Raw genomic sequence first — 19541 nt, forward strand, 5'->3', positions numbered from 1 at the left:
ATTAAGGAATTCGGTATGAATAGTGGCGATGGCTGTCTAAGGAATTGAATTATCCCTTGTTTCTGCCATGTTCGCGCCCAAAGCAGGGAATGGGGCATACCGGCCGCTCCCTCCGGTCGGAACTGCAATTCAAGGGAATTCCATGGCAAAGCCAGTCGTGATTGTGGTGGGTGCGGACAAGGGCGGGGTCGGCAAGACCACCGTGTCGCGAACGCTCCTGGATTACTTCAGTGCCAACAACGTGCCGACCCGGGCCTTCGACACCGAATCGCCGCGCGGCACCCTGAAGCGGTTCCACCCCGACATCACCGAGATCGTCGACATGACGACGACGGCGGATCAGATGAAGATCTTCGATACGCTGAGCGCGGGGCCCTCGGTCACCGTGATCGACGTCCGCGCCGGACTGTTGTCCCCCGCGCTGGCCTCGCTCCGCGATATCGGTTTCCTCGACGCGGCCAAGGCCGGCCAGATCACCTTTGCCGTGTTCCATATACTGGGCCCCTCGATCGCCTCGCTGGACGAGATCGCCGAGACCGCGAACTTCATGCAGGGCGCCAAATATTACCTGGTGAAGAACTTCATCAACGACACCCAGTTCTTCCAGTGGGACCAGTCGACCTACAACTCCTACTTCCACCGCATCAAGGATGCCACCGACCTCACCATCCCCAAGCTGAACGAGATGGCCTATGAGCAGGTCGAGGTCTCCTCGGTGCCGTTCCTCAAATTCGTCGCCAACAAGGGCAAGGACGACGAGGCTGCGAACTATTCGTTCGTGCTGCGCGGCTATGTCCGGCACTGGCTCGCCAACGTCTGGAGCGAGTTCGACCGCATCAAGCTGACCGATCTCGTCGGCGCGAAGTCGACCACGCGCGGCGGCGAAAAATAGTCGCAAGCCCGCGGCGAAGGGACTGGATTAGCCGAAAAAATCCTTTGATATACAGGCGATGAGCTCCACGCCTGTCTACATCATCTGCTCGCCCCGGCCGCTGGTCGGCAAGACGCTGCTCGCGCGTCTCTTGGGCGAGTTTCTGCTGCTGAAGGACGGCTCGGTCGCCTGCTTCGACATCAACCTGAAGGAACCGTCGCTGCTCGAATACCTGCCGCGCATCACCGAGACCGCCGACGTGATGGACACCTACGGCAAGATGCAGCTGATGGATCGTCTGATCGTCAATGACGGGATCTCCAAGGTTGTCGACCTAGGCTTCCATGCCTTCGACGAATTCTTCAAGATGACCCATGAGATCGGCTTCATGAAGGAGGCGCTCCGGCGCCGCATCGCGCCGGCCATCCTGTTCGTCGCCGACACCGACCGCGTTTCCGCGCGCAGCTACCCGGCGTTGCAGGAGCAGATCCCGCCGAAGGCGTTGATCACGATCGACAATGAATATGTGGTGCGCGGCGAGCTGCCGGCCGGGATGGCCATGGGACAGGTGTTGCGGATACCGGCCCTGCCCTCGTTCCTGAAGACCTATGTCGACCGCGTGAGCTTTTCCTTCACCGACTACCTGCGCAACGAGCGGGATTCCTCGACCGAGCTGCACCAGTGGATCCGCAGGAATTACACCGTGCTGCGCGAGCTCGAGCTCAATCTGCTGCCGCAGCGGCCGTGACGGCCGGACAGATAATATTATCCGGGTAATATTGACGCCAAGCCGCTGGCCTGCTATTCGCCTCGCCCGACCCAGCGGCGTGCGAGAGGCATCCCCATGACATCAGCGAGAAAGGCAGCCATCGCCGCCTACAAGGAGCGGAAGTCCGCGGCCGGTATCTTCGCGATCCGGTGCACGGCCTCGGCCGGGGTATGGGTCGGGCAGACCCCTGATCTCGAGAAAATCCAGAACCGGATCTGGTTCACCCTGCGCCAGGGCAGCCACCCCTGCCGCAGCCTGCAGGCCGCGTGGACGACGCATGGCCCGGACAGTTTTGCGTTCGAAGCATGCGAACGGCTGGAAGAGGAAGACAGCGCCTATGTGCGCGATGCGCTCTTGAAAGAACGCGCGCTGCATTGGCGGAAGCAACTCGGCGCTGGGGCGGTGTAACCATCGAGCTCGATCAGCGATCGCAAAAGCTCAATGCCCCTCGAACGACATCAACGTGCGGACCGGCACGTCCATCGCGCGCAGCTTGGCGGCGCCGCCGAGGTCCGGCAGGTCGATGATGAAGCAGGCGGCGACCACGTTGGCGCCGATCTGCCGCAGCAGCTTCACCGCGCCTTCGGCGGTGCCGCCGGTGGCGATGAGATCGTCGACCAGGATCACGCGCTCACCCTCCTGGATCGCGTCGACATGCATCTCCATCTCGTCGATGCCGTACTCCAGCGAATAGGCGATCCGCACCGTGGTGTGCGGCAGCTTGCCCTTCTTGCGGATCGGCACGAAGCCGGCCGAGACCTGATGCGCCACTGCGCCACCGAGGATAAAGCCCCTCGCCTCGATGCCGGCGACCTTGTCGATCTTCAAGCCCGCCCACGGCTGCACCAGCTCGTCGACGGCGCGGCGGAAGGCGCGTGCATCTGCCAAGAGCGTCGTGATGTCGCGAAACAGGATGCCCTTCTTCGGGTAATCCGGAATGGTGCGGACGGTGGCCTTCAGATCGTGATCGAATGTCATCGGTGTCTTTCTCCAAACCAAACCGCCGTCATTCCGGGATGGTCCGAAGGACCAGACCCGGAATCTCGAGATTCTCAGGTGCCCAATTGCGCACCATAGTTCGCCCTTCGTGCGCCCCGGAATGACGTACTCAAATCAATTCCCATTCAGCCGGAACGCGTTCTCCACGATGCGCAATCCCACCTCGCCGCCGAGCGACATCAGCGACTCCGGGTGGAACTGCACACCGCCGACTGGCAGGGTCTTGTGTTCGATCGCCATCGCGACGCCGTCCTCGGTGGTCGCGGTGACTTCGAGAACATCAGGCACGCTGTCGCGCTCGACATAGAGCGAATGATAGCGGCCGATCACGATCTCGTTCGGCAGGTTCTGCATCAGGCGCCCGCCGCGCACCTGGATCCGCGACGGGCGGCCGTGCGCGGGCTGACCGAGCTGGCCGAGCTGGCCGCCAAAGTATTCGCCGATCGCCTGCACGCCGAGGCAGACGCCGAAGATCGGCAGCTTTCGCTCGAGCGCGGTGCCGATGGTTTTCGAAATCCCAAAATCCTCCGGCCGGCCCGGCCCCGGCGACAGTACCAGGAGATCCCAGTTCTTCTTCAGCATCTCCTGCGCATGCACGTGGCGGACCACGGTCACACTGGCACCGACCTGGCGGAAATAGTCCGCCAGCATATGTACAAAACTGTCGTCGTGATCGATCAAGAGCACCTTGCGGCCCGAGCCGGTCGCGTCGGGCGCAAAGGCCGACAGCGGCTTTGGCGCATCGCCGCGCAGCGCCTGGAACAGCGCGGCCGCCTTGACCTGGCATTCGCGGTCTTCGGCGGCGGGATCGGAGTCAAACAGACAGGTGGCGCCGACGCGCAGCTCGGCGAGGCCATCCTTCATCCGGATGGTGCGGATGGTCAGCCCGGTATTGATGCTGCCGTCGAAATTCACCGCACCGATCGCGCCGGCATACCAACGCCGCGACGAGCGCTCATTGTCCTCGACGAACTGCATCGCCCACAGTTTCGGTGCACCCGTCACGGTGACTGCCCAGGCATGGGTGAGAAAGGCGTCGAGCGCATCGAAGCCGGGCCGCAGCATGCCCTCGACATGGTCGACCGTGTGAAACAGTTTTGAATAGGTCTCGATCTGCCGCCGCGCCAGCACCTTGATGGTGCCGGGGATGCAAACGCGCGCCTTGTCGTTGCGGTCGACGTCGGTGCACATGTTGAGCTCGAACTCGTCCTTCTCGGAGTTCAGGAGCTGCCTGATCTGCTCGGCATCGCCGATCGCATCGACGCCGCGCGCGATGGTGCCCGAGATCGGGCAGGTCTCGACTCGGCGGCCATCGGAGCGCACGAACATTTCGGGCGAGGCCGAGACCAGGAATTCGCCGTCGCCGAGATTCATCAGCGCGCCATAGGGGGACGGGTTGATGCGGCAGAGCCGCTGGAACACTTCGGCGGGCGAGCGCTCGCAGGGCTCGGCAAAGAGCTGCCCCGGCACCGCTTCGAACAGGTCACCGCGCGCGAACGCGGCACGCGCGACTTCCACCGTGGCCTGATATTCGCCGGGCGCGTGATCGGCAAAGCCCTGCCGCGGCGTTTTGGCGTAAACGCTCGCGGCGGTGTCGCGCGGCAGACCTTGGGTGGATTTGCCCTGCCAGGCGAAATCATAGCTCAACGATACGCCGCGGCCGGTGGCACGGTCATAGGCGAGCAGGCGATCGGGCACGTAGAGCACGATGTCGCGCTGGTCGGCCTCGCGCGCGCGCTTCTGCACGAGGTCCTCGATCTGAAACACGAGGTCGTAGGCGAAGGCGCCGTAGAGGCCGAGCAGCGGATCATCATTGGCTGATAGCGCGGCGATGAGATCGCGCACCAGCGACATCACGCTGGCGCGGCGGGTGCGCTGGTCTTCCTCGACCGGTGCCGCGCCGCGGATGATGTGGCCGGCGAGCCGTGTCGGGCTCTTCTCCGAAATGACCACGCAGGGTTCGCGCAGCACATCGCCCAGAAACGCGATCAGCACCTCGCCCCGCGCATTCAGTGCCGACAGCGAAAAGTTGGAGCCCGCGGTTTCCAGCACCAGCGGCGGATCGGCAAAGCCGAGATCAAAGCTCTCGTAGCGGCCCGGCACGGTGGTGCCGGAAGACAGCACGACGCCGCGGCGGCGGTCGAGCATCTCGATCAGGTCGTCGAGGCGCTTGGCCTTGCCGGTGAACTGCTCGACGACGCGCGAAATTACCAGGCCGCCGCCGGTCCGGTATCCGCTGTGCTCAGGCAGGGAGAAGGCTGTCCTGTTCATGTGATCCTCTTACGAAACTTCGCCAGGGAGCGCCACACAGGACAAACGAAGGGACCGTCGCGCTGCGATGGCGACCTTCGACGATTTGAGAAAATGAAATCGCACCGGCCACCTCTTAGGAGGTGCGCCACCACAGACGGGATGGGGTAACGAGGGTGCTCATGGGCCCTAAACACCATCCGCCGCCGGTGATGTCAAGGGAGGGACGGCCGGGGAGCGCCTGCCCGGGCCATCCTGGGCTGTCGGAAAGCGGAAAACTTGCGTAGGATTTGAGCAAGCAGCGGCGCTTTCGGCGCGTCAAGATTGCAATGAGGGAGGCAGCGATGGCATTGCTGGGTCTCGGATATGCCGGCTTCGGATCAGACAACCTCGACGACTGGCGGCAGTTCGGGACCGACCTCGTGGGCTTCCAGGCGGTGGAGCGCGGTAACGCGCTGCTGTCGTTCCGCATGGACGACCGCAAGCAGCGCATCGTGATCGACCGCGCCATGGGCGAAGGCACGCGTTTCTTCGGCTGGGAGGTTCAGGACGCTGCGGCGCTCGATGCGCTGGCGGCGCGGCTGGAAGCGGCCGGTGTGCCTGTCGTGGCCGAACCGCAGGCGCTGGCCGATGCAAGGCGCGTCCGCGGCCTGATCTCGTTCCACGATCCGGCCGGCAACCGGCTCGAGGCGTTTCATGGCGCCGAGATCGACGGGACGCCATTCGTCCCCGGACGTTCGATCTCCGGCTTTCGTACCGGCCCGCTCGGCCTCGGACACGCGGTGCTGACGGTCGAGAACATCGAGCCCATGATGGCATTCTATGTCGGCGTCCTCGGCTTCGGCCTCTCCGATTACATCACAAAGCCGTTCCGCGCCTATTTCTTCCACGTCAACGCCAGGCATCACAGCCTCGCGCTGATCGAGACCGGCCGGAACGGCATGCATCACCTGATGGTCGAGTTGTTCTCGCTCGACGATGTCGGCCAGGCTTACGACATCGCGCAAACCCAGGAAGGCCGCGTCAGCGTTACGCTCGGCCGCCACACCAACGATTTCATGACCTCTTTTTATTGCAAGTCGCCGTCGTCCGTCATGATCGAATGCGGCTGGGGCGGCCGCGAGATCGATCCGGCGACCTGGCAACCGGTCGAGATGCATGACGGGCCGAGCCTGTGGGGCCATGAGCGCGTCTGGCTGCCGCCGGAAGACCGCGAGGTCGCGCGGCAGATGCGCCTCAACGCCGCCGCCTCCGGCCTGCGCGCGCCGGTGCAGGTGATGGAGGGCAATTACAAGCTGATGTCGGGCACGTGCGCGTGGTGGGATGGGATCAGGCAGGGCCGATAATGGAGGGCGCCGCTAGACTAGAAATCGTCCACGCCTGGCACGTCGCGGCGCCATGCCGGACGTGGATGATGATCAACTCATCGCCGCGAACGTGGTGGTAGATCAGGAACGGATAGCGGACCGTTGGAAGCACGCGCACACCGGAAATATCCGTCTCCCGTCCAAGTCCGGGATGTGCAGCCAGCAGCCGCGCCGTCATGCGTATTTGATTGACAACCGCGGAGGCCGCACGCGGACTGTGTTGTGAAATGTATTCGTGGATTTCGGCTATGTCGGCGCGGGCGCGCGGCGCAACAACCGTAATCTCACAAGCCGCACTTTTTCCAAAGGGCAGCCATCTCGCCCTCGCTGACAAGCTCGCCGATCCGGGCCTGGCCGAGACCTTCGAGCACTGCTGCGCGGTGGGCTTCCGGCACTGCAAACGCGTCGCTGCCGGCAGCCGCGATCTGCTCGAGCAGTTCCGCAGCATAAGCCTGCCTATCTTCGGGAAGCTTGCGCACCTTTTCGATCGCGTCTTCGAGAACCTTGGTCATCGGAGCATTCTACCGCAAGTTAAAGCCAAATGCGAGATGCAGCATCTCAGCGCTGGCGAACACGTGAAATCCGGTTACTCCCGGTAACACCCGTGCTCGATCTCATCGATCAGGCCGCGCGCCTGCGGCCTCCAGCCCAGTTCTTCCCGGGCGCGCTTCGCCCGCACCCGGCTGTTGGAGGCCATCGTATCCTCGGCGGTGCCCTCGCCCCATTCGGCGGCGCCCGCCTGCATCGACATTGGCGTCGGCCGCCCGACAAAGCCCAGCATGCGGTTGATCGCCTCGCACGCCTCGCGCATCGAATTCTCGCCGTTCTCGGCGTAATAGAAGCTGCCGGCCGGCGCCTTCTCGATGGCGAGCGCGTAGAGCGTCACGAGATCGTCGATATGCACGTTGGACCAGATGTTCTCGCCCGGCCCGGCATGCGCCGCGTTGCCGCGCTTTTTGGCGAGCTTGATCAAGAGCGGCACCTGCACGCTGTCGCGCCCGGCCCCGTGGCCGATGCCGTAGATCAGGCTCGGGCAGATGATGACGGGGCGGCAGTCCTTGTCGCGGTGGGAGAGGATGAATTCGTTCAGCGCAACCCGCGCCGCGCGGGCGGGCGATGGCGTGACCGGCGTATCCTCATCGAAGATCTCGTCGGAGCGCTCGCCGCGGGACCGCTTGCCGACGATGCTCGATCCGGATGTGTGAATGAAGGCCTTGCCGCTTTCACTGACAGCATCGAGCAGCGCGACGACCGCGCCCTTGTGGTCGGCGCTTGCGGCGTTGACGACGAGATCGGCGGCCCACGCCGCCTGTGCGAGGATTTCGCCGTCGTCGAGCGTGCCCATCACCGGCTCGATGCCGAGCGCGCGAACGGCTTTAGCTTTTTCAGGCGAGCGAACCAGGCCGGTCACCTGATGACCGGCAGCCGCGAGATGCGCGGCAACCGATCCGCCGATATAGCCCGAGGCGCCCGTGCAGAAGATTTTCATTCACCGCCTCCACTGTCGTCGCGCGGAAGCACGAGCATCTCATCCGAGATGCTTCGCGAAAAACGCAATCGCCCTGCCCCAGGCGAGCTCGGCGGCCTGGCGGTCATGCACCGTTTGCCGCTGCTCGTTGACGAAGGCGTGCTCGGCGTCATAGCGGAACAGCTCGAGCGACTTGCCGGCGGCCTTCATGCCTTGCTCGAAGGCGTCGACCACCTGCGGCGTGCACCAATCGTCCTTGTTGGCGAAATGCGCCTGCAGCGGAATCTTGACGTCCGCCGGCTTGGCGGCCTGCTCCGGTGGAATGCCGTAGAACACGACGCCGGCGGCGAGTTCCGGAATCTTGGTGGCGCCGATGATGGTTACCGCGCCGCCGAGGCAAAAGCCGGTCAGCCCGACCTTGGCGCCGTTGCGCGACAGATATTGCACGGCGCCGCGCACGGTCTGCGTGGTGGCGTCCATGAAATCCAGCGAGTTCATCTCGCGGCCGGCCGCATCCGTGTCATGATACGGCACCACCGTGCCCCTGTAGAGATCGGGCGCCAGCGCGTCGAAGCCGGCCAGCGCGAAGCGGTCGCACATGCCCTTGATCTGGTCCTGCAGGCCCCACCATTCCTGGATCACGACCACGCCCGGCGCATTGCCGCGCGCGGCGTTGGCGAGATAGCCGGCCGCATCCTTGCCGTCCGGCCGCTTGAAGGTGACGCTGGTACCCATGGAATTCCTCCCGAATGATGTTGGGCTGGTTGGCGGTATTTTGTCCGCAGTGAGTTTAGGAAGCAATCGGGTTGCTATCTCTCGTGCCCCGGACGCTGTGCAGCGCGACAGCGATGCGCTGCAGAGCCGGGGCCCATGGCCGCACGAAAGCCGGGGTCCCGGCTCTGCCGTGCACCGCTAAAGAAGCGCTGCACGGCGTCCGGGACACGAAATCTTGTGCCCAACAACAAAAAAGCCCCCACAGGGGCTTTTCCGAATTGGCGATGAAGAAGGCGGGATATTCGCGACGTATCCGGGATCAGTGGGCGTTGGCCCAAACCTTCTTCTTGGTGAAGTACAGGAGCACGGTGAGCAGGATCAGGAACACGAACACCTGCAGGCCGAGCGCCTTGCGCGCCTCCATGTGCGGCTCCGCGGCCCACATCAGGAACGTGGTGACGTCCTTGGCGTATTGCGCAACCGTGGCCGGCGAACCGTCGTCATAGGTGACCTGGCCATCGCTCAGCGGCTTCGGCATCTTGATGGCGTGGCCGGGGAAATAATGGTTGTAGAACGATCCTTCGGGCAGATTGAAGCCGGCGGGCGGCTTTTCCTCATAGCCCTGCAGCAGCGCGGCAACGTAGTCCGGACCCTGCTCCTGATACTGGGTGAAGAAGTCGATCACGAACATCGGGAAGCCGCGCTTGTAGGAACGCGCCTTGGTGATCAGCGACAGATCCGGCGGGGCCGCGCCGCCATTGGCCGCGCGGGCCGCCTGCTCGTTCGGGAACGGCGACGGGAAATAGTCGGCGGGCCGGCCCGGCCGCTCGAACATCTCGCCCTGGTCGTTCGGGCCGTCCTTGATCTTGTAGTCGGAGGCGAACGCCTGGGCCTGCGCCACCGAATAGCCGGGGCCGCCGGCCTGGGCGAGGTTGCGGAACGCGACATAGGACAGGCCGTGACAGGAGGAACAGACCTCCTTGTAGACCTTGAGGCCGCGTTGCAACGCGCCGCGATCGAACGTGCCGAACGGGCCGGAGAACGACCACTTCTGGCCGGGCGGCTTGGTGCCATGATCCTCGGCGCGTGCATCCAGCGAGCCGCCCACCAGGAGGCCACCGGCCACCATCAGCGCAATCACGGTCGAGACCATCGGCGCCGACTTGCGGCCGGTCTTGGCCAACACGTCATCGGCGATCGAATTCGGCACCGGACGCGGCCTCTCGATCACCGAGAGCAGCGGCAGCAGGATCAGGAAGTAGGCGAAGTAGAGGACGGTCAGGATACGGCCGATGATGACGTAGATGCCTTCCGGCGGCTGGGCGCCGAGGTAGCCGAGGCCGATGCAGACGATCACGAAGATCCAGAAGAACTGCTTGGCCAGCGGGCGATACTTCGACGAGCGCGTCTTGGCGCTATCCAGCCAGGGCAGGAACGCCAGGACGATGATCGCACCGAACATCGCCACGACACCGGCGAGCTTGTTCGGGATCGAACGCAGGATCGCGTAGAATGGCAGGTAATACCATTCCGGCACGATGTGCGCGGGCGTCACGCCCGGGTTGGCCGGGATGTAGTTGTCGGCATCGCCGAGATAGTTCGGCATGTAGAAGATGAACCAGGCGAAGAACAGCATGAAGCAGGAGACGCCGAACATGTCCTTGATGGTCGCATAGGGCGTAAACGGCACCGTGTCCTTTTCGGTCTTGGCTTCAACGCCGGCCGGGTTGTTCTGGCCCGCGACATGCAGCGCCCAGATGTGCAGCACGACGACGCCCGCGATCACAAACGGCAGCAGGTAGTGCAGCGAGAAGAAGCGGTTCAGCGTCGGGTTGCCGACGGCATAGCCGCCCCAGAGCAGCGTCACGATGCTCTCGCCGAAATAGGGCACGGCGGAGAACAGGTTGGTGATGACGGTGGCACCCCAGAAGCTCATCTGGCCCCACGGCAGCACGTAGCCCATGAAGCCGGTCGCCATCATCAGGAGGTAGATAATAACGCCGAGGATCCACAGCACCTCGCGCGGCTCCTTGTACGACCCGTAATAGAGGCCGCGGAACATATGGATGTAGACGGCGAAGAAGAACATCGAGGCGCCGGCGGCGTGGATGTTGCGCAGCAGCCAGCCATAGTTGACGTCGCGGACGATCAGCTCAACCGACTTGAAGGCCATATCGGCGTGCGGCGTGTAGTGCATCGCCAGGATTACGCCGGTCAGGATCTGCACGCCGAGCATCATCGAAAGGATGGCGCCGAAGGTCCACCAGTAGTTCAGGTTACGCGGCGTCGGATACGCCACGAACGAGGAATGCATAAGTCCCATGATCGGGAGGCGCCGTTCGATCCACTTCAAGGCGGGATTGGTCGGCTGAAAATCGGATGGTCCGCTCATTGATGCGATCCTGAGGAAGTAAGACGACGCTACGGCGTAATGGGTCCACGGGCTGGCGCCCGAGCCCTTAGCCGATCTGGATTTTGGTGTCGGAAACGAATGAATAGGGCGGGATCGGCAGATTGGCCGGCGCCGGTCCCTGACGGATGCGGCCCGAAGTGTCGTACACCGAACCGTGGCAGGGACAGAAGAAGCCGTCGTAAGCGCCCTCATGGGCGATCGGGATGCAGCCGAGATGCGTGCAGATGCCGACCACCACCAGCCACTGGTCATGGCCCGACTTGACCCGCGCCTCGTCGCTCTGCGGATCGGGCAGGCTCGAGACCGGCACCTTGCGGGCCTCTTCTATCTGCTTTTTGGTGCGATGGCTGATGTAGATCGGCTTGCCGCGCCAGAACACCTTGATGTCCTGTCCTTCGGCGATCGGGGTCAGATCGACCTCGATCGGTGCACCAGCCGCGACGGTCGCGGCATCCGGATTCATCTGGGCGACCAGCGGCCAGACCGTGGCGGCCGCGCCGACGGCGGCGACGGCTCCCGTTGCAACATAAAGGAAATCACGGCGTGTCGGATGGTCCGCCGAAGACGCTGTCGTCACGATTCAAAGCCCTTTCTTATCTGCAGCCAGCGGAACCGCCCCGGGGGGCGCCCAAATGCGACCCGGAACAGGCTGCCGGCGCCCGCGGCCCCCGCGGCGGCAGAAAAACCGCTTTTCCTCCCCCATTCCGGCGGAACAAGCAGTCCAGAATCGTTCTATTGGCACCCTTGCCGTGAGAGCGCAAGCCCGCTATCGGCTCACAAACGTGCAATGCACTAAATCTGCGCCCGACCGTGATTATTCAGTCATTCGCCCGCGCGCCCCGAAGCCTCGACACATGCACATCGCCCTGTTCCAGCCCGACATTCCCCAAAACACCGGAACGATTCTGCGCCTGTGCGCCTGCCTGGGCGTCTCGGCCCATATCATCGAGCCGGCCGGATTTCCGATCTCTGACCGGCATTTCCGCCGGGCGGGAATGGACTACCTCGATCATGTCGTTCTCACCCGGCACGACTCATGGTCAAAATTCGAGGAGTGGCGTAACGAGGTGGGTCTCCGGTTGGTGCTGTTTACGACCAAGGCGGCCGGTTCCTACCTGGATTTCCGCTATCAAGGCGACGACATCCTGCTGTTCGGACGGGAATCCGCCGGGGTACCCGACGAGGTCGTTGCCGCGGCCGATGCCAGGATGGTGATCCCGATCAGGCCGAACTTGCGCTCCCTCAATGTGGCCATGTCGGCCGCCATGGCACTGGGAGAGGCGCTGCGGCAGACGGGTCATCAGGTGTCGGCCGAAACCGGATCCTGAGGAGAAAGTGTGAGCTACGCGGTCAAAGAGATATTCCTGACCTTGCAGGGCGAAGGCGCACATGCCGGCCGCGCGGCGGTGTTTTGCCGTTTTGCCGGCTGCAACCTCTGGAGCGGCCGCGAGCAGGACCGCGCCACCGCCACCTGCCAGTTCTGCGACACCGACTTCATCGGCACCGACGGCACGCTCGGCGGCCGCTACGCCTCGGCGGACGAACTAGCCGACGTCATCGCCGGGCAATGGACCGGCGACAACACCAACCGCTATGTGGTCCTGACCGGCGGCGAGCCGCTGCTGCAGGTCGATCCCCCCTTCATCGAAGCGCTGCATGCGCGCGGCTTTTCGATCGGCATCGAGACCAACGGCACGATCGAACCGCCCGATGGGATGGACTGGGTCTGCGTTAGCCCGAAGGCCGGCTCCGACTTCGTGGTACGCCGCGGCCACGAGCTGAAGCTGGTCTATCCGCAGGCCGGCGCCGCGCCGGAAGATTTTGCAGGGCTCGATTTCGAGCGCTTTTCGCTGCAGCCGATGGATGGGCCGAATGTGATCGAAAACACCGCGCGCGCGGTCGCGTACTGCCTGCGCCATCCGCAATGGCGGCTTAGCCTGCAGACGCACAAGACACTCGGTATCAGATAGGACCAGACGCCCAAGATGTGGGAACTAACAAAATCGTTTCGCTTCGAAGCCGCGCATTCGCTGAAGGGCACGACCTTCGGCCCCGCCAGCGAGGAAATTCACGGCCACTCGTTTCGTGCCGAGGTGAGCGTGCGCGGCACGCCCGATCCGGAAACCGGCATGGTGCTGGACCTCGGCCTCCTCGAGCGCAGCATGGAAGACGTGCGCAAGACGCTCGACCACAAGTTTCTCAACAAGATCGAGGCGCTGGGGACGCCGACGCTGGAGAACATTTCCCGCTTCATCTTCGAGCGGGTCCAGCACGCCGGCAAGATCACCCGCGTCAGCGTTCATCGTGATAGCTGCAACGAGAGCTGCACCTATTTTGGGCCGCAAGGGTAAGCAGGGTGCCGTCATTGGAGGAGCGTAAGCGACGAAGCAATCCACACTTCATTCGTGGCACGATGGATTGCTTCGCTCCGCTCGCAATGACGGAAGACAGGTCGAGGAATTCCTGATGGACGTATCCGTCATCGAAGATCGCAAGGCGCGGGCAAGAACCTGGTTCGAAACCCTGCGCAACGACATCTGCGCGGCCTTCGAGCAGCTGGAGGACGACGCGCCCCCTGCCCTCTATTCCGGCGAGGCCGGCCGATTCGTGCGCACCCCCTGGGACCGCACCGACCATACCGGCAAACCCGGCGGCGGCGGCGTGATGTCGATGATGCGCGGCCGGCTGTTCGAGAAGGTCGGCGTGCACTGCTCGACCGTGCATGGCGAGTTCGCGCCTGAATTCCGCGCGCAGATTCCGGGCGCTGCCGACGATCCCAGGTTCTGGGCCTCGGGCATTTCGCTGATCGCCCACATGCGCAATCCGCACGTCCCGGCGGTGCACATGAACACGCGCTTCGTCGTCACCACCAAGGCGTGGTTTGGCGGCGGTGCCGACCTTACGCCGGTCTTGGATCGCCGGCGCACCCAGGAAGACCGTGATACGCAGGCCTTCCATCAGGCGATGAAGGAAGCCTGCGGCGGGCCAAACAGCGTCGCCGACTACGACAAATACAAGAAATGGTGCGACGAATATTTCTATCTGCCGCATCGCAAGGAAGCACGCGGCATCGGCGGCATCTTCTATGACTGGCACGATTCCGGCGACTGGGACGCGGATCTCGCCTTCACCCAGGAAGTCGGGCGCGCCTTCCTGAAGATCTATCCCGAGCTCGTCCGGCGCAATTTCGCCACGGCCTGGAATGCCGCCGACCGCGAGGAGCAGCTCGTCCGGCGCGGCCGCTACGTCGAGTTCAACCTGCTCTACGACCGCGGAACGATCTTCGGGCTGAAAACCGGCGGCAATGTGGATTCCATCCTCTCGTCGATGCCGCCGGAAGTTAAATGGCCATGATCGCATGATTGGTTGTCATGACGGGCCGCTAGGGTGCGGTTCGTCATGCAATCCAAGGAGCAGATCATGGATCTAAAACCAGGCGACGTCGTCCTACTCAAGTCCGGCGGCCATCCGCTCACGGTGGTGGAGGTCAAGGACGGCAACGTCGCGTGTGTGTGGATGGGCGTTGAAGGCGATCTGTTTCGCGAGACGCTGCCGCTGGCCGTCCTCGAACTCGCCGAAGCCGACGACGATGAGGATGAAGACGAGGACGACGAAGAGGAAGACGAGGACGAGGAATAAGACGACCGCCGCAACAAGGTTGCGTAAGGGGATCTTTGGCGCCGCCCGCCTTGACGGGCCGGCGGCGTCGTTTTCCCGGGGATTGGACCCGGTGCGGCCGATCTGGTATTCGCGGGCGAAATCGGCCCGCACCTTCTCGCGGCCGACGCAGCCAGAGGCGAGACCCGCGAAACCGATGACCGAACTGCCCCGCGCGATGCTGATCGACATGGACGACACCATCCTGTCGGCCTACGGACGTCCCGAAATCGCCTGGAACAACGTCACGGCGGAATTCGCCGCCGAGCTCGGACCGCTGACCCCACAACAGGTCGCCGCCGCCGTGCTCGATTCGGCGCGAAAATTCTGGGCGGTCGCGGAAGCCGAGTGGCGGCTGAAGCTGGATGAAGCGCGCCAGATCACCGTGCGCAACGGTTTTGCCGCCCTCGCCACCACCGGCCACGTCCTCTCCGACGATCTGGCGATACGGCTCGCCAACCGCTTTACCGCCTACCGCGAAGAGGAAATGTTCGTCTTTCCGGGCGCACATGATGCCATCGACGAATTGAAGGCGCGCGGCGTCAAGCTCGCGCTGGTGACAAACGGCGCTGCCGGCGCCCAGCGCGCCAAGGTCGAACGCTTTGCGCTGTCGCACCGTTTCGACCACATCCAGATCGAGGGCGAGCACGGCTTCGGCAAGCCGGACGAGCGCGCCTATCTGCACGCCATGCAGGTGCTCGGCGTCACCGCCGCTGAGACCTGGATGATCGGCGACAATCTCGAATGGGAAGTCGTGGCGCCGCAACGGCTCGGCATCTATGCCATCTGGATCGACGTGCATGGCGACGGCCTGCCCCCTGACACCACCGTGAAGCCCGACCGCATCATCCGCTCGCTGACGGAACTGCTGCCCGGCGAGCGCTGACAGGGCGGCTGAAGTCCCAGGGCGAGCCGGCGGATCATACACCATTACGTGTAATGTGAGGTGCCTCACAGCTCAGAAGCGAGCAATCCCAGATTGTGTCGACGTTGGTCCAAGGTTGAAGTCCAGGCTGGGGAATTCACCGATGTCGAACAACGACACGCACAAACCGCCGCCAGAGGCGAACGACGTTGCACCGAAATCCGTCGCGCGAAGGTGGCTCTGGACCACCGTCAAAGGGTTATCGCTGTTCACCGTGCTGAGCGGCCTGTTTACTGTGGTGAGCAGTCTCGCGGTTGGCTATTTCCAGTATCTCAACGCCTATCAGGAGAAGGTGAGCAGCCAGGCCAAGGAGGACATGACCTTGGCGGCGGCAACCTTCACCGAAATCTCACGCCCATTCTCTGAAATGCAAGCGCTGCAGCAAACGCTGTATTTCGATTTCGCGCGCGCCTTCAGCGAGAAATCTAGCGCAAGCGACAAGGCGCTGGCCACCAAGGACGCACAGGCGATTTCGGAGCGTTATGAGAAAGCGCGAAACGAACTACGCGAAAGTATAGACTTGCTGACGCGAAAGGCCGAAATCTATATCGACCGACCCAGCGATCCCTATCGCGATCCGGCCAAAAAGCACAACGTCGACCCTGATCCGCTGTCACGGCGGGTATTGCGCGACTCCGATTTTGACTGCTCCAGCAAGTTCTATTTTCCGGCGTTCGGAAACGTGAATCTGCCGGACGACGACACGCCGGCCAAGGAGGTCACTGACGACCAATATTGCGCGATACCCGAAAAACGCGGCATTGACGAGAAGACCAAACCGAAGGATGCGTCCATCCGAATCTGCGCCGGCCCCAACGACAAGGCGGCCAAGAGAATCTATTGGTACAGCGCCAAACACCACGTCCTGACGATGCACCATTGCCTTGAGTCCGCGCACGACAGTCTGGCGGCGGCTAGGCAATGGGCCTCCGGAAGCGCGCGCGACGGCGCGGAGGAAAGCGGTATCCTGGGAGAAAAGGAAATCAACGACAAGCTGGATGATCTGGCCGGCCGGATCAACGCGTTCAATAGCCTAGCGCTGTATCAGATGGAGCAAATCCGCGTGAAATACCGCCCGTCCCGGCTTTGGTGCAACGTGCCGTTTGTCTGGAACATATCAAGCTTGAATTGTTTCCCGATCCGCACGGCGACGAACTACACCCGTTGACGCTGATCAGTGCCGCAGCGCTGAAGTGATCATGACGAGGCCACCGGTGATCACGGCGGCGTCGAGAATGGCGGTGTGGATATGCACCGGCATCCGTTCGACGAAGGCTTTGGCGAGGAACGCGCCGGGGATGGCGATGGCCCCGATCAGGAGCGCGAACGCCAGCACCTGCGCGGTCACGACGCCGGCGAGGCCGAACACGGAAATCTTGATCACGCCGGTTGCGACCGAGATCACCGCATCGGTGGCGATCACCGCCGCCCCTTCCAGGCCAGACGCCATCAAGAGCGACAGCAGGATCACGCCGGAGCCCGATGTGCCGCCGACCAGGACGCCATAGCCCACCGCGCTGACGCCGAGGCCGGTATCGCCGATCTTGATCTCGCGGTGCCTGGCGAGGCGGCGCAGCGGCACGCTCAGGATCAGCATGCCGCCGATGACGAGCGCCGCGCCGGCGCTGGTCAACCGGGTGTAGCCATAGGCGCCGAGCGCCGTGGTCAGCATGGCCGCGCCGACCACGATCAGCGCGCGGCGGCGGTCGGCATAGCGAAAATAGGCCACGAAGCGGCTGATATTGGTAAAGATGGCCGAGATCGCGATGATCGGCACCACCGGCTCGGCGCCAACCAGCGGCACCAGCACCAGCGGCATCAAGGCACCGGTGCCATAGCCGGCGAGCCCGCCGATAACGGAGGCCAAGAGCGCCATGCCTCCGACCAGCACGAGTTGGGCGAGGGAGACATCGGCGAAACCGGCAAAAATATTCACAACCGGTGATCTCGGACGAAGCGCGCGGCGGCCTGGTCGGCGATCGCCGCGAGCGCGGATGGCTCCAGCGGAAAATCCGCGGCCAGCCACGCGTCTTCCGCCAGCGTCAGCACGTGACCGAGCGCGGGTCCCTGGGCGATGCCGCGCGAGATGAAGTCGGCGGCCTTCAGCGGAAATTTCGGCGCGCTCCAGCGCTGCGGCAAGGTTGCGAGATCGCGCCAGCGCGTGGCGCCATTGCCGACGCCGCCGGCGCGCGCCCATGCCAGCATCAGGCGGTCTCGATAAGGATCCTCGCCGAGCCGGTAGAGCAGTTGCCGCGCCCGCGCCTCGTCCTTGCTGGCGAACCGCCACCAGCGATGCCCCATCGAGTCCAGCGCCTTGACTTCCGCGTTGGAGAGACGAAGCCGTGCCGCAACGCGCTTTGCGTCCTCGGTGACCGCGACGGTGAGCGCGGCAAGCCGGCGCACGGCGTTCGGCGCGAGCCCCAGCTCGCGTTCGGCCGCGATCATCGCGGCGAACGTTCCTGTGTAGGCGACGCCGCCGGAGATCAGCAGCAGGAAGCCGGCATCGGCCATCGCCTGCACCGCGACGACAGCGCCATCGGCGATCAGCAGCTTGAGCATTTCCATCCGCACGCGCTCGGCGGAAAGTCCGGAAAATCCAGCGCGTCCGGCGATGCAGGCGAGATAGCCGGCGCGATCCGGCTCGCCCGCGCCATAGGCGGCGTGCATGCGGAAGAAGCGCAGGATGCGCAAATAATCCTCGGCGATGCGTTGGGTGGGATCACCGATGAAGCGCACGCGCCTGGCTGCGATATCGGCCAGACCGCCGACATGGTCATGCACGATGCCGTCGGCGTCGACGGAAAGCCCGTTGATGGTGAAGTCGCGCCGTTCGGCGTCGCGAACCCAGTCGCGCCCGAACGCAACCTTGGCCTTGCGGCCAAAGGTCTCGGTATCCTCGCGCAGCGTTGTGACTTCGTACGGATGCGATTCCACCACCAGCGTGACCGTGCCATGGTCAATTCCCGTCGGCACGCATTTGACGCCGGCCGCTTTGGCGCGGCGGACCACCTCGTCAGGCAGCGCGGTGGTTGCGATATCGATGTCGCCGAGCGGAATCTTCAGCAGGGCATTGCGCACGGCGCCGCCGATCACGCGGGCTTCCTCGCCATCGCCATTGAGCAGGGCAAGCACGCGCGCGGCCGGACCCGATCGGAGCCATGGCGCATCCGCCAGCACGCGTGCCTCGCTCATTTCTCAACTCCGTCGACCAGCTTGCCGTTTTCGAGATGGGCGGGAACATAGGTCGAATTCGGCGGCGCGCCGGAGAACTGCGCGAGCATGACGAAGCTGATGATGACGAGCAGCAGCGATCCCAGCACCAGCTTGGCCACCAGATGCGTCGGCCACGAGGCGGACGACAGCACACCGGAACGGGTGGCAATCAGGAACAGCGCATAGACCGCAAACGGGATCAGGAAAATTCCGATTTCGGTCAGAACCGGACGGATCATGCGAGATAAATCCGCTCATACAGCACGCGCAGAATTCCCGCGGTCGCGCCCCAGATGTAACGCTCGGCAAACGGCATGGCGTAATAGGAGCGCTCGATGCCGCGGAAATCCTTGGAGTGGATCTGATGGTTCTCGGGATTCATCAGAAACGCCAGCGGCACCTCAAAGGCATCGACCACCTCGCCCTCGTTGATCGCAAGCTTGAAGCCGGGCTTCACGCGCGCCACGGTCGGCAGGATGCGAAACCCGAAGGCGGTGCCGTAGAGGTCGAGATAGCCGATCGGCTCGATGAACTCGCGCTTGAGGCCGACTTCCTCCTCCGCCTCGCGCAGGGCGGCATCGAGCGGGGACGCGTCGGTTGAGTCGATCTTGCCGCCTGGAAAGGAGATCTGGCCGGCGTGGCTCGACAGATGCGGCGAGCGCTGGGTGAGCAGCACGGTCGGCTCGCGGTGATCGACCACCGGGATCAGCACCGCTGCCGGGCGCACTGGCTGCTCGCGCGCCACGATTTCGAGCATGCGGTCATTGCCGGAGTCGCCTGTCTTCGGAATGATATTGGGATCGATCAGGCCGGGCGGCACGTCGAAGTTCAGCCGGGTCTTGCTCCGCGCGAAGAACTCCGTCGCACTGATCGGAGCCGCCTCCATCTTCTTCAG

23 protein-coding genes are annotated in these 19541 nt (G+C 63.8%); 11 read left to right on the plus strand and 12 right to left on the minus strand.

What is annotated here, in order from left to right; genetic code table 11:
- Positions 1-142: 142 nt before the first annotated feature.
- From RX331_RS31080 to RX331_RS31090, 3 genes are all read left to right on the plus strand, one after another.
- Positions 143-892, plus strand: coding sequence for a hypothetical protein (locus RX331_RS31080; RefSeq protein WP_283029663.1), 750 nt, complete (start codon positions 143-145; stop codon positions 890-892).
- A gap of 58 nt (positions 893-950) precedes the next feature.
- The gene (locus RX331_RS31085) at positions 951-1619 is read left to right on the plus strand and encodes a hypothetical protein (RefSeq protein WP_317253410.1); all 669 of its coding nucleotides are present in this window, start codon (positions 951-953) and stop codon (positions 1617-1619) included.
- Positions 1620-1715: 96 nt separating this feature from the next.
- Entirely contained in the window at positions 1716-2048 is a 333-nt protein-coding gene (locus tag RX331_RS31090) for a GIY-YIG nuclease family protein (RefSeq protein ID WP_317253411.1), read from the plus strand.
- A 30-nt stretch (positions 2049-2078) separates the two neighbouring features.
- Here RX331_RS31090 and RX331_RS31095 read toward each other — a convergent pair whose 3' ends face one another.
- Positions 2079-2618: an adenine phosphoribosyltransferase gene (locus tag RX331_RS31095; RefSeq protein ID WP_317253412.1), complete on the minus strand. Its 540-nt coding sequence runs from the start codon at positions 2616-2618 to the stop codon at positions 2079-2081.
- Between the two features lie 135 nt (positions 2619-2753).
- Positions 2754-4910, minus strand: a complete 2157-nt coding sequence (locus RX331_RS31100; RefSeq protein ID WP_317253413.1) for an anthranilate synthase component I — start codon at positions 4908-4910, stop codon at positions 2754-2756.
- 323 nt (positions 4911-5233) lie between these two features.
- Between RX331_RS31100 and RX331_RS31105 the strand changes: the two genes are divergently transcribed.
- A complete protein-coding gene (locus RX331_RS31105) occupies positions 5234-6235 on the plus strand; it encodes a VOC family protein (protein WP_317253414.1) in 1002 nt (333 codons plus the stop codon).
- Here the strand turns inward: RX331_RS31105 and RX331_RS31110 are convergent.
- From RX331_RS31110 to petA, 6 genes are all read right to left on the minus strand, one after another.
- Positions 6219-6590 (minus strand): type II toxin-antitoxin system RelE/ParE family toxin, encoded by a 372-nt coding sequence (locus RX331_RS31110; protein ID WP_317253415.1) that lies wholly within the window; start codon positions 6588-6590, stop codon positions 6219-6221. The genes RX331_RS31105 and RX331_RS31110 overlap by 17 nt on opposite strands.
- Positions 6541-6768: a hypothetical protein gene (locus RX331_RS31115; protein WP_317253416.1), complete on the minus strand. Its 228-nt coding sequence runs from the start codon at positions 6766-6768 to the stop codon at positions 6541-6543. Before RX331_RS31115 ends, RX331_RS31110 begins: the two co-directional genes overlap by 50 nt.
- A 74-nt stretch (positions 6769-6842) precedes the next feature.
- Positions 6843-7745 (minus strand): NAD-dependent epimerase/dehydratase family protein, encoded by a 903-nt coding sequence (locus RX331_RS31120; RefSeq protein WP_317253417.1) that lies wholly within the window; start codon positions 7743-7745, stop codon positions 6843-6845.
- Between the two features lie 39 nt (positions 7746-7784).
- Positions 7785-8459 carry a dienelactone hydrolase family protein gene (locus RX331_RS31125; RefSeq protein ID WP_317253418.1) on the minus strand — a complete coding sequence of 225 codons (675 nt, stop codon included), beginning with the start codon at positions 8457-8459 and terminating at the stop codon, positions 7785-7787.
- A gap of 298 nt (positions 8460-8757) precedes the next feature.
- Positions 8758-10830 (minus strand): cytochrome c1, encoded by a 2073-nt coding sequence (locus tag RX331_RS31130; RefSeq protein ID WP_317253419.1) that lies wholly within the window; start codon positions 10828-10830, stop codon positions 8758-8760.
- Positions 10831-10897: 67 nt separating this feature from the next.
- A complete protein-coding gene (gene petA / locus RX331_RS31135; RefSeq protein ID WP_283029675.1) occupies positions 10898-11428 on the minus strand; it encodes a ubiquinol-cytochrome c reductase iron-sulfur subunit in 531 nt (176 codons plus the stop codon).
- Positions 11429-11705: 277 nt separating this feature from the next.
- On the opposite strand from petA, the gene RX331_RS31140 reads away from it, so the two are divergent.
- The 7 genes from RX331_RS31140 to RX331_RS31170 all read left to right on the plus strand — a co-directional run bounded on the left by RX331_RS31140 (position 11706) and on the right by RX331_RS31170 (position 16601).
- Complete coding sequence (locus RX331_RS31140; protein WP_317253420.1) at positions 11706-12179, plus strand: tRNA (cytidine(34)-2'-O)-methyltransferase; 474 nt, start codon at positions 11706-11708, stop codon at positions 12177-12179.
- 9 nt (positions 12180-12188) lie between these two features.
- The gene (queE, locus tag RX331_RS31145) at positions 12189-12821 is read left to right on the plus strand and encodes a 7-carboxy-7-deazaguanine synthase (protein ID WP_317253421.1); all 633 of its coding nucleotides are present in this window, start codon (positions 12189-12191) and stop codon (positions 12819-12821) included.
- A 15-nt stretch (positions 12822-12836) separates the two neighbouring features.
- On the plus strand, positions 12837-13202 hold the full coding sequence (locus RX331_RS31150; protein ID WP_317253422.1) for a 6-carboxytetrahydropterin synthase: 366 nt from the start codon (positions 12837-12839) through the stop codon (positions 13200-13202).
- A 115-nt stretch (positions 13203-13317) separates the two neighbouring features.
- A complete protein-coding gene (gene hemF / locus RX331_RS31155) occupies positions 13318-14205 on the plus strand; it encodes an oxygen-dependent coproporphyrinogen oxidase (RefSeq protein WP_317253423.1) in 888 nt (295 codons plus the stop codon).
- A gap of 66 nt (positions 14206-14271) precedes the next feature.
- Positions 14272-14490: a YodC family protein gene (locus RX331_RS31160; protein WP_317253424.1), complete on the plus strand. Its 219-nt coding sequence runs from the start codon at positions 14272-14274 to the stop codon at positions 14488-14490.
- Positions 14491-14665: 175 nt separating this feature from the next.
- On the plus strand, positions 14666-15394 hold the full coding sequence (locus tag RX331_RS31165) for an HAD family hydrolase (RefSeq protein ID WP_317253425.1): 729 nt from the start codon (positions 14666-14668) through the stop codon (positions 15392-15394).
- 253 nt (positions 15395-15647) lie between these two features.
- Complete coding sequence (locus RX331_RS31170) at positions 15648-16601, plus strand: hypothetical protein (protein ID WP_317253426.1); 954 nt, start codon at positions 15648-15650, stop codon at positions 16599-16601.
- Positions 16602-16607: 6 nt separating this feature from the next.
- On the opposite strand, the gene RX331_RS31175 is transcribed toward RX331_RS31170, so the two are convergent.
- Genes RX331_RS31175 through RX331_RS31190 form a run of 4 tightly spaced genes read right to left on the minus strand, consistent with a single transcriptional unit; the run spans position 16608 to position 19532 of the window.
- A complete protein-coding gene (locus tag RX331_RS31175) occupies positions 16608-17369 on the minus strand; it encodes a sulfite exporter TauE/SafE family protein (protein WP_317253427.1) in 762 nt (253 codons plus the stop codon).
- Positions 17366-18625, minus strand: a complete 1260-nt coding sequence (locus RX331_RS31180) for a CCA tRNA nucleotidyltransferase (RefSeq protein WP_317253428.1) — start codon at positions 18623-18625, stop codon at positions 17366-17368. The genes RX331_RS31175 and RX331_RS31180 overlap by 4 nt, the downstream gene beginning before the upstream one ends.
- Positions 18622-18885 carry a DUF6111 family protein gene (locus tag RX331_RS31185; RefSeq protein ID WP_317253429.1) on the minus strand — a complete coding sequence of 88 codons (264 nt, stop codon included), beginning with the start codon at positions 18883-18885 and terminating at the stop codon, positions 18622-18624. Before RX331_RS31185 ends, RX331_RS31180 begins: the two co-directional genes overlap by 4 nt.
- Complete coding sequence (locus tag RX331_RS31190) at positions 18882-19532, minus strand: CoA pyrophosphatase (RefSeq protein ID WP_410708332.1); 651 nt, start codon at positions 19530-19532, stop codon at positions 18882-18884. Before RX331_RS31190 ends, RX331_RS31185 begins: the two co-directional genes overlap by 4 nt.
- Positions 19533-19541 lie beyond the last annotated feature (9 nt).

This window comes from Bradyrhizobium sp. BWA-3-5 (assembly GCF_032917985.1).
Lineage (GTDB): Bacteria > Pseudomonadota > Alphaproteobacteria > Rhizobiales > Xanthobacteraceae > Bradyrhizobium.

Bases quoted from the DNA above. Each gene is read 5' to 3' on its own strand.
- RX331_RS31080 (WP_283029663.1), top strand. From the start codon at position 143: ATGGCAAAGCCAGTCGTGATTGTGGTGGGTGCGGACAAGGGCGGGGTC.
- RX331_RS31085 (WP_317253410.1), top strand. From the start codon at position 951: ATGAGCTCCACGCCTGTCTACATCATCTGCTCGCCCCGGCCGCTGGTC.
- RX331_RS31090 (WP_317253411.1), top strand. From the start codon at position 1,716: ATGACATCAGCGAGAAAGGCAGCCATCGCCGCCTACAAGGAGCGGAAG.
- RX331_RS31095 (WP_317253412.1), bottom strand. From the start codon at position 2,618: ATGACATTCGATCACGATCTGAAGGCCACCGTCCGCACCATTCCGGAT.
- RX331_RS31100 (WP_317253413.1), bottom strand. From the start codon at position 4,910: ATGAACAGGACAGCCTTCTCCCTGCCTGAGCACAGCGGATACCGGACC.
- RX331_RS31105 (WP_317253414.1), top strand. From the start codon at position 5,234: ATGGCATTGCTGGGTCTCGGATATGCCGGCTTCGGATCAGACAACCTC.
- RX331_RS31115 (WP_317253416.1), bottom strand. From the start codon at position 6,768: ATGACCAAGGTTCTCGAAGACGCGATCGAAAAGGTGCGCAAGCTTCCC.
- RX331_RS31120 (WP_317253417.1), bottom strand. From the start codon at position 7,745: ATGAAAATCTTCTGCACGGGCGCCTCGGGCTATATCGGCGGATCGGTT.
- RX331_RS31125 (WP_317253418.1), bottom strand. From the start codon at position 8,459: ATGGGTACCAGCGTCACCTTCAAGCGGCCGGACGGCAAGGATGCGGCC.
- RX331_RS31130 (WP_317253419.1), bottom strand. From the start codon at position 10,830: ATGAGCGGACCATCCGATTTTCAGCCGACCAATCCCGCCTTGAAGTGG.
- RX331_RS31140 (WP_317253420.1), top strand. From the start codon at position 11,706: ATGCACATCGCCCTGTTCCAGCCCGACATTCCCCAAAACACCGGAACG.
- RX331_RS31150 (WP_317253422.1), top strand. From the start codon at position 12,837: ATGTGGGAACTAACAAAATCGTTTCGCTTCGAAGCCGCGCATTCGCTG.
- hemF (WP_317253423.1), top strand. From the start codon at position 13,318: ATGGACGTATCCGTCATCGAAGATCGCAAGGCGCGGGCAAGAACCTGG.
- RX331_RS31160 (WP_317253424.1), top strand. From the start codon at position 14,272: ATGGATCTAAAACCAGGCGACGTCGTCCTACTCAAGTCCGGCGGCCAT.
- RX331_RS31165 (WP_317253425.1), top strand. From the start codon at position 14,666: ATGACCGAACTGCCCCGCGCGATGCTGATCGACATGGACGACACCATC.
- RX331_RS31180 (WP_317253428.1), bottom strand. From the start codon at position 18,625: ATGAGCGAGGCACGCGTGCTGGCGGATGCGCCATGGCTCCGATCGGGT.
- RX331_RS31185 (WP_317253429.1), bottom strand. From the start codon at position 18,885: ATGATCCGTCCGGTTCTGACCGAAATCGGAATTTTCCTGATCCCGTTT.
- RX331_RS31190 (WP_410708332.1), bottom strand. From the start codon at position 19,532: ATGGAGGCGGCTCCGATCAGTGCGACGGAGTTCTTCGCGCGGAGCAAG.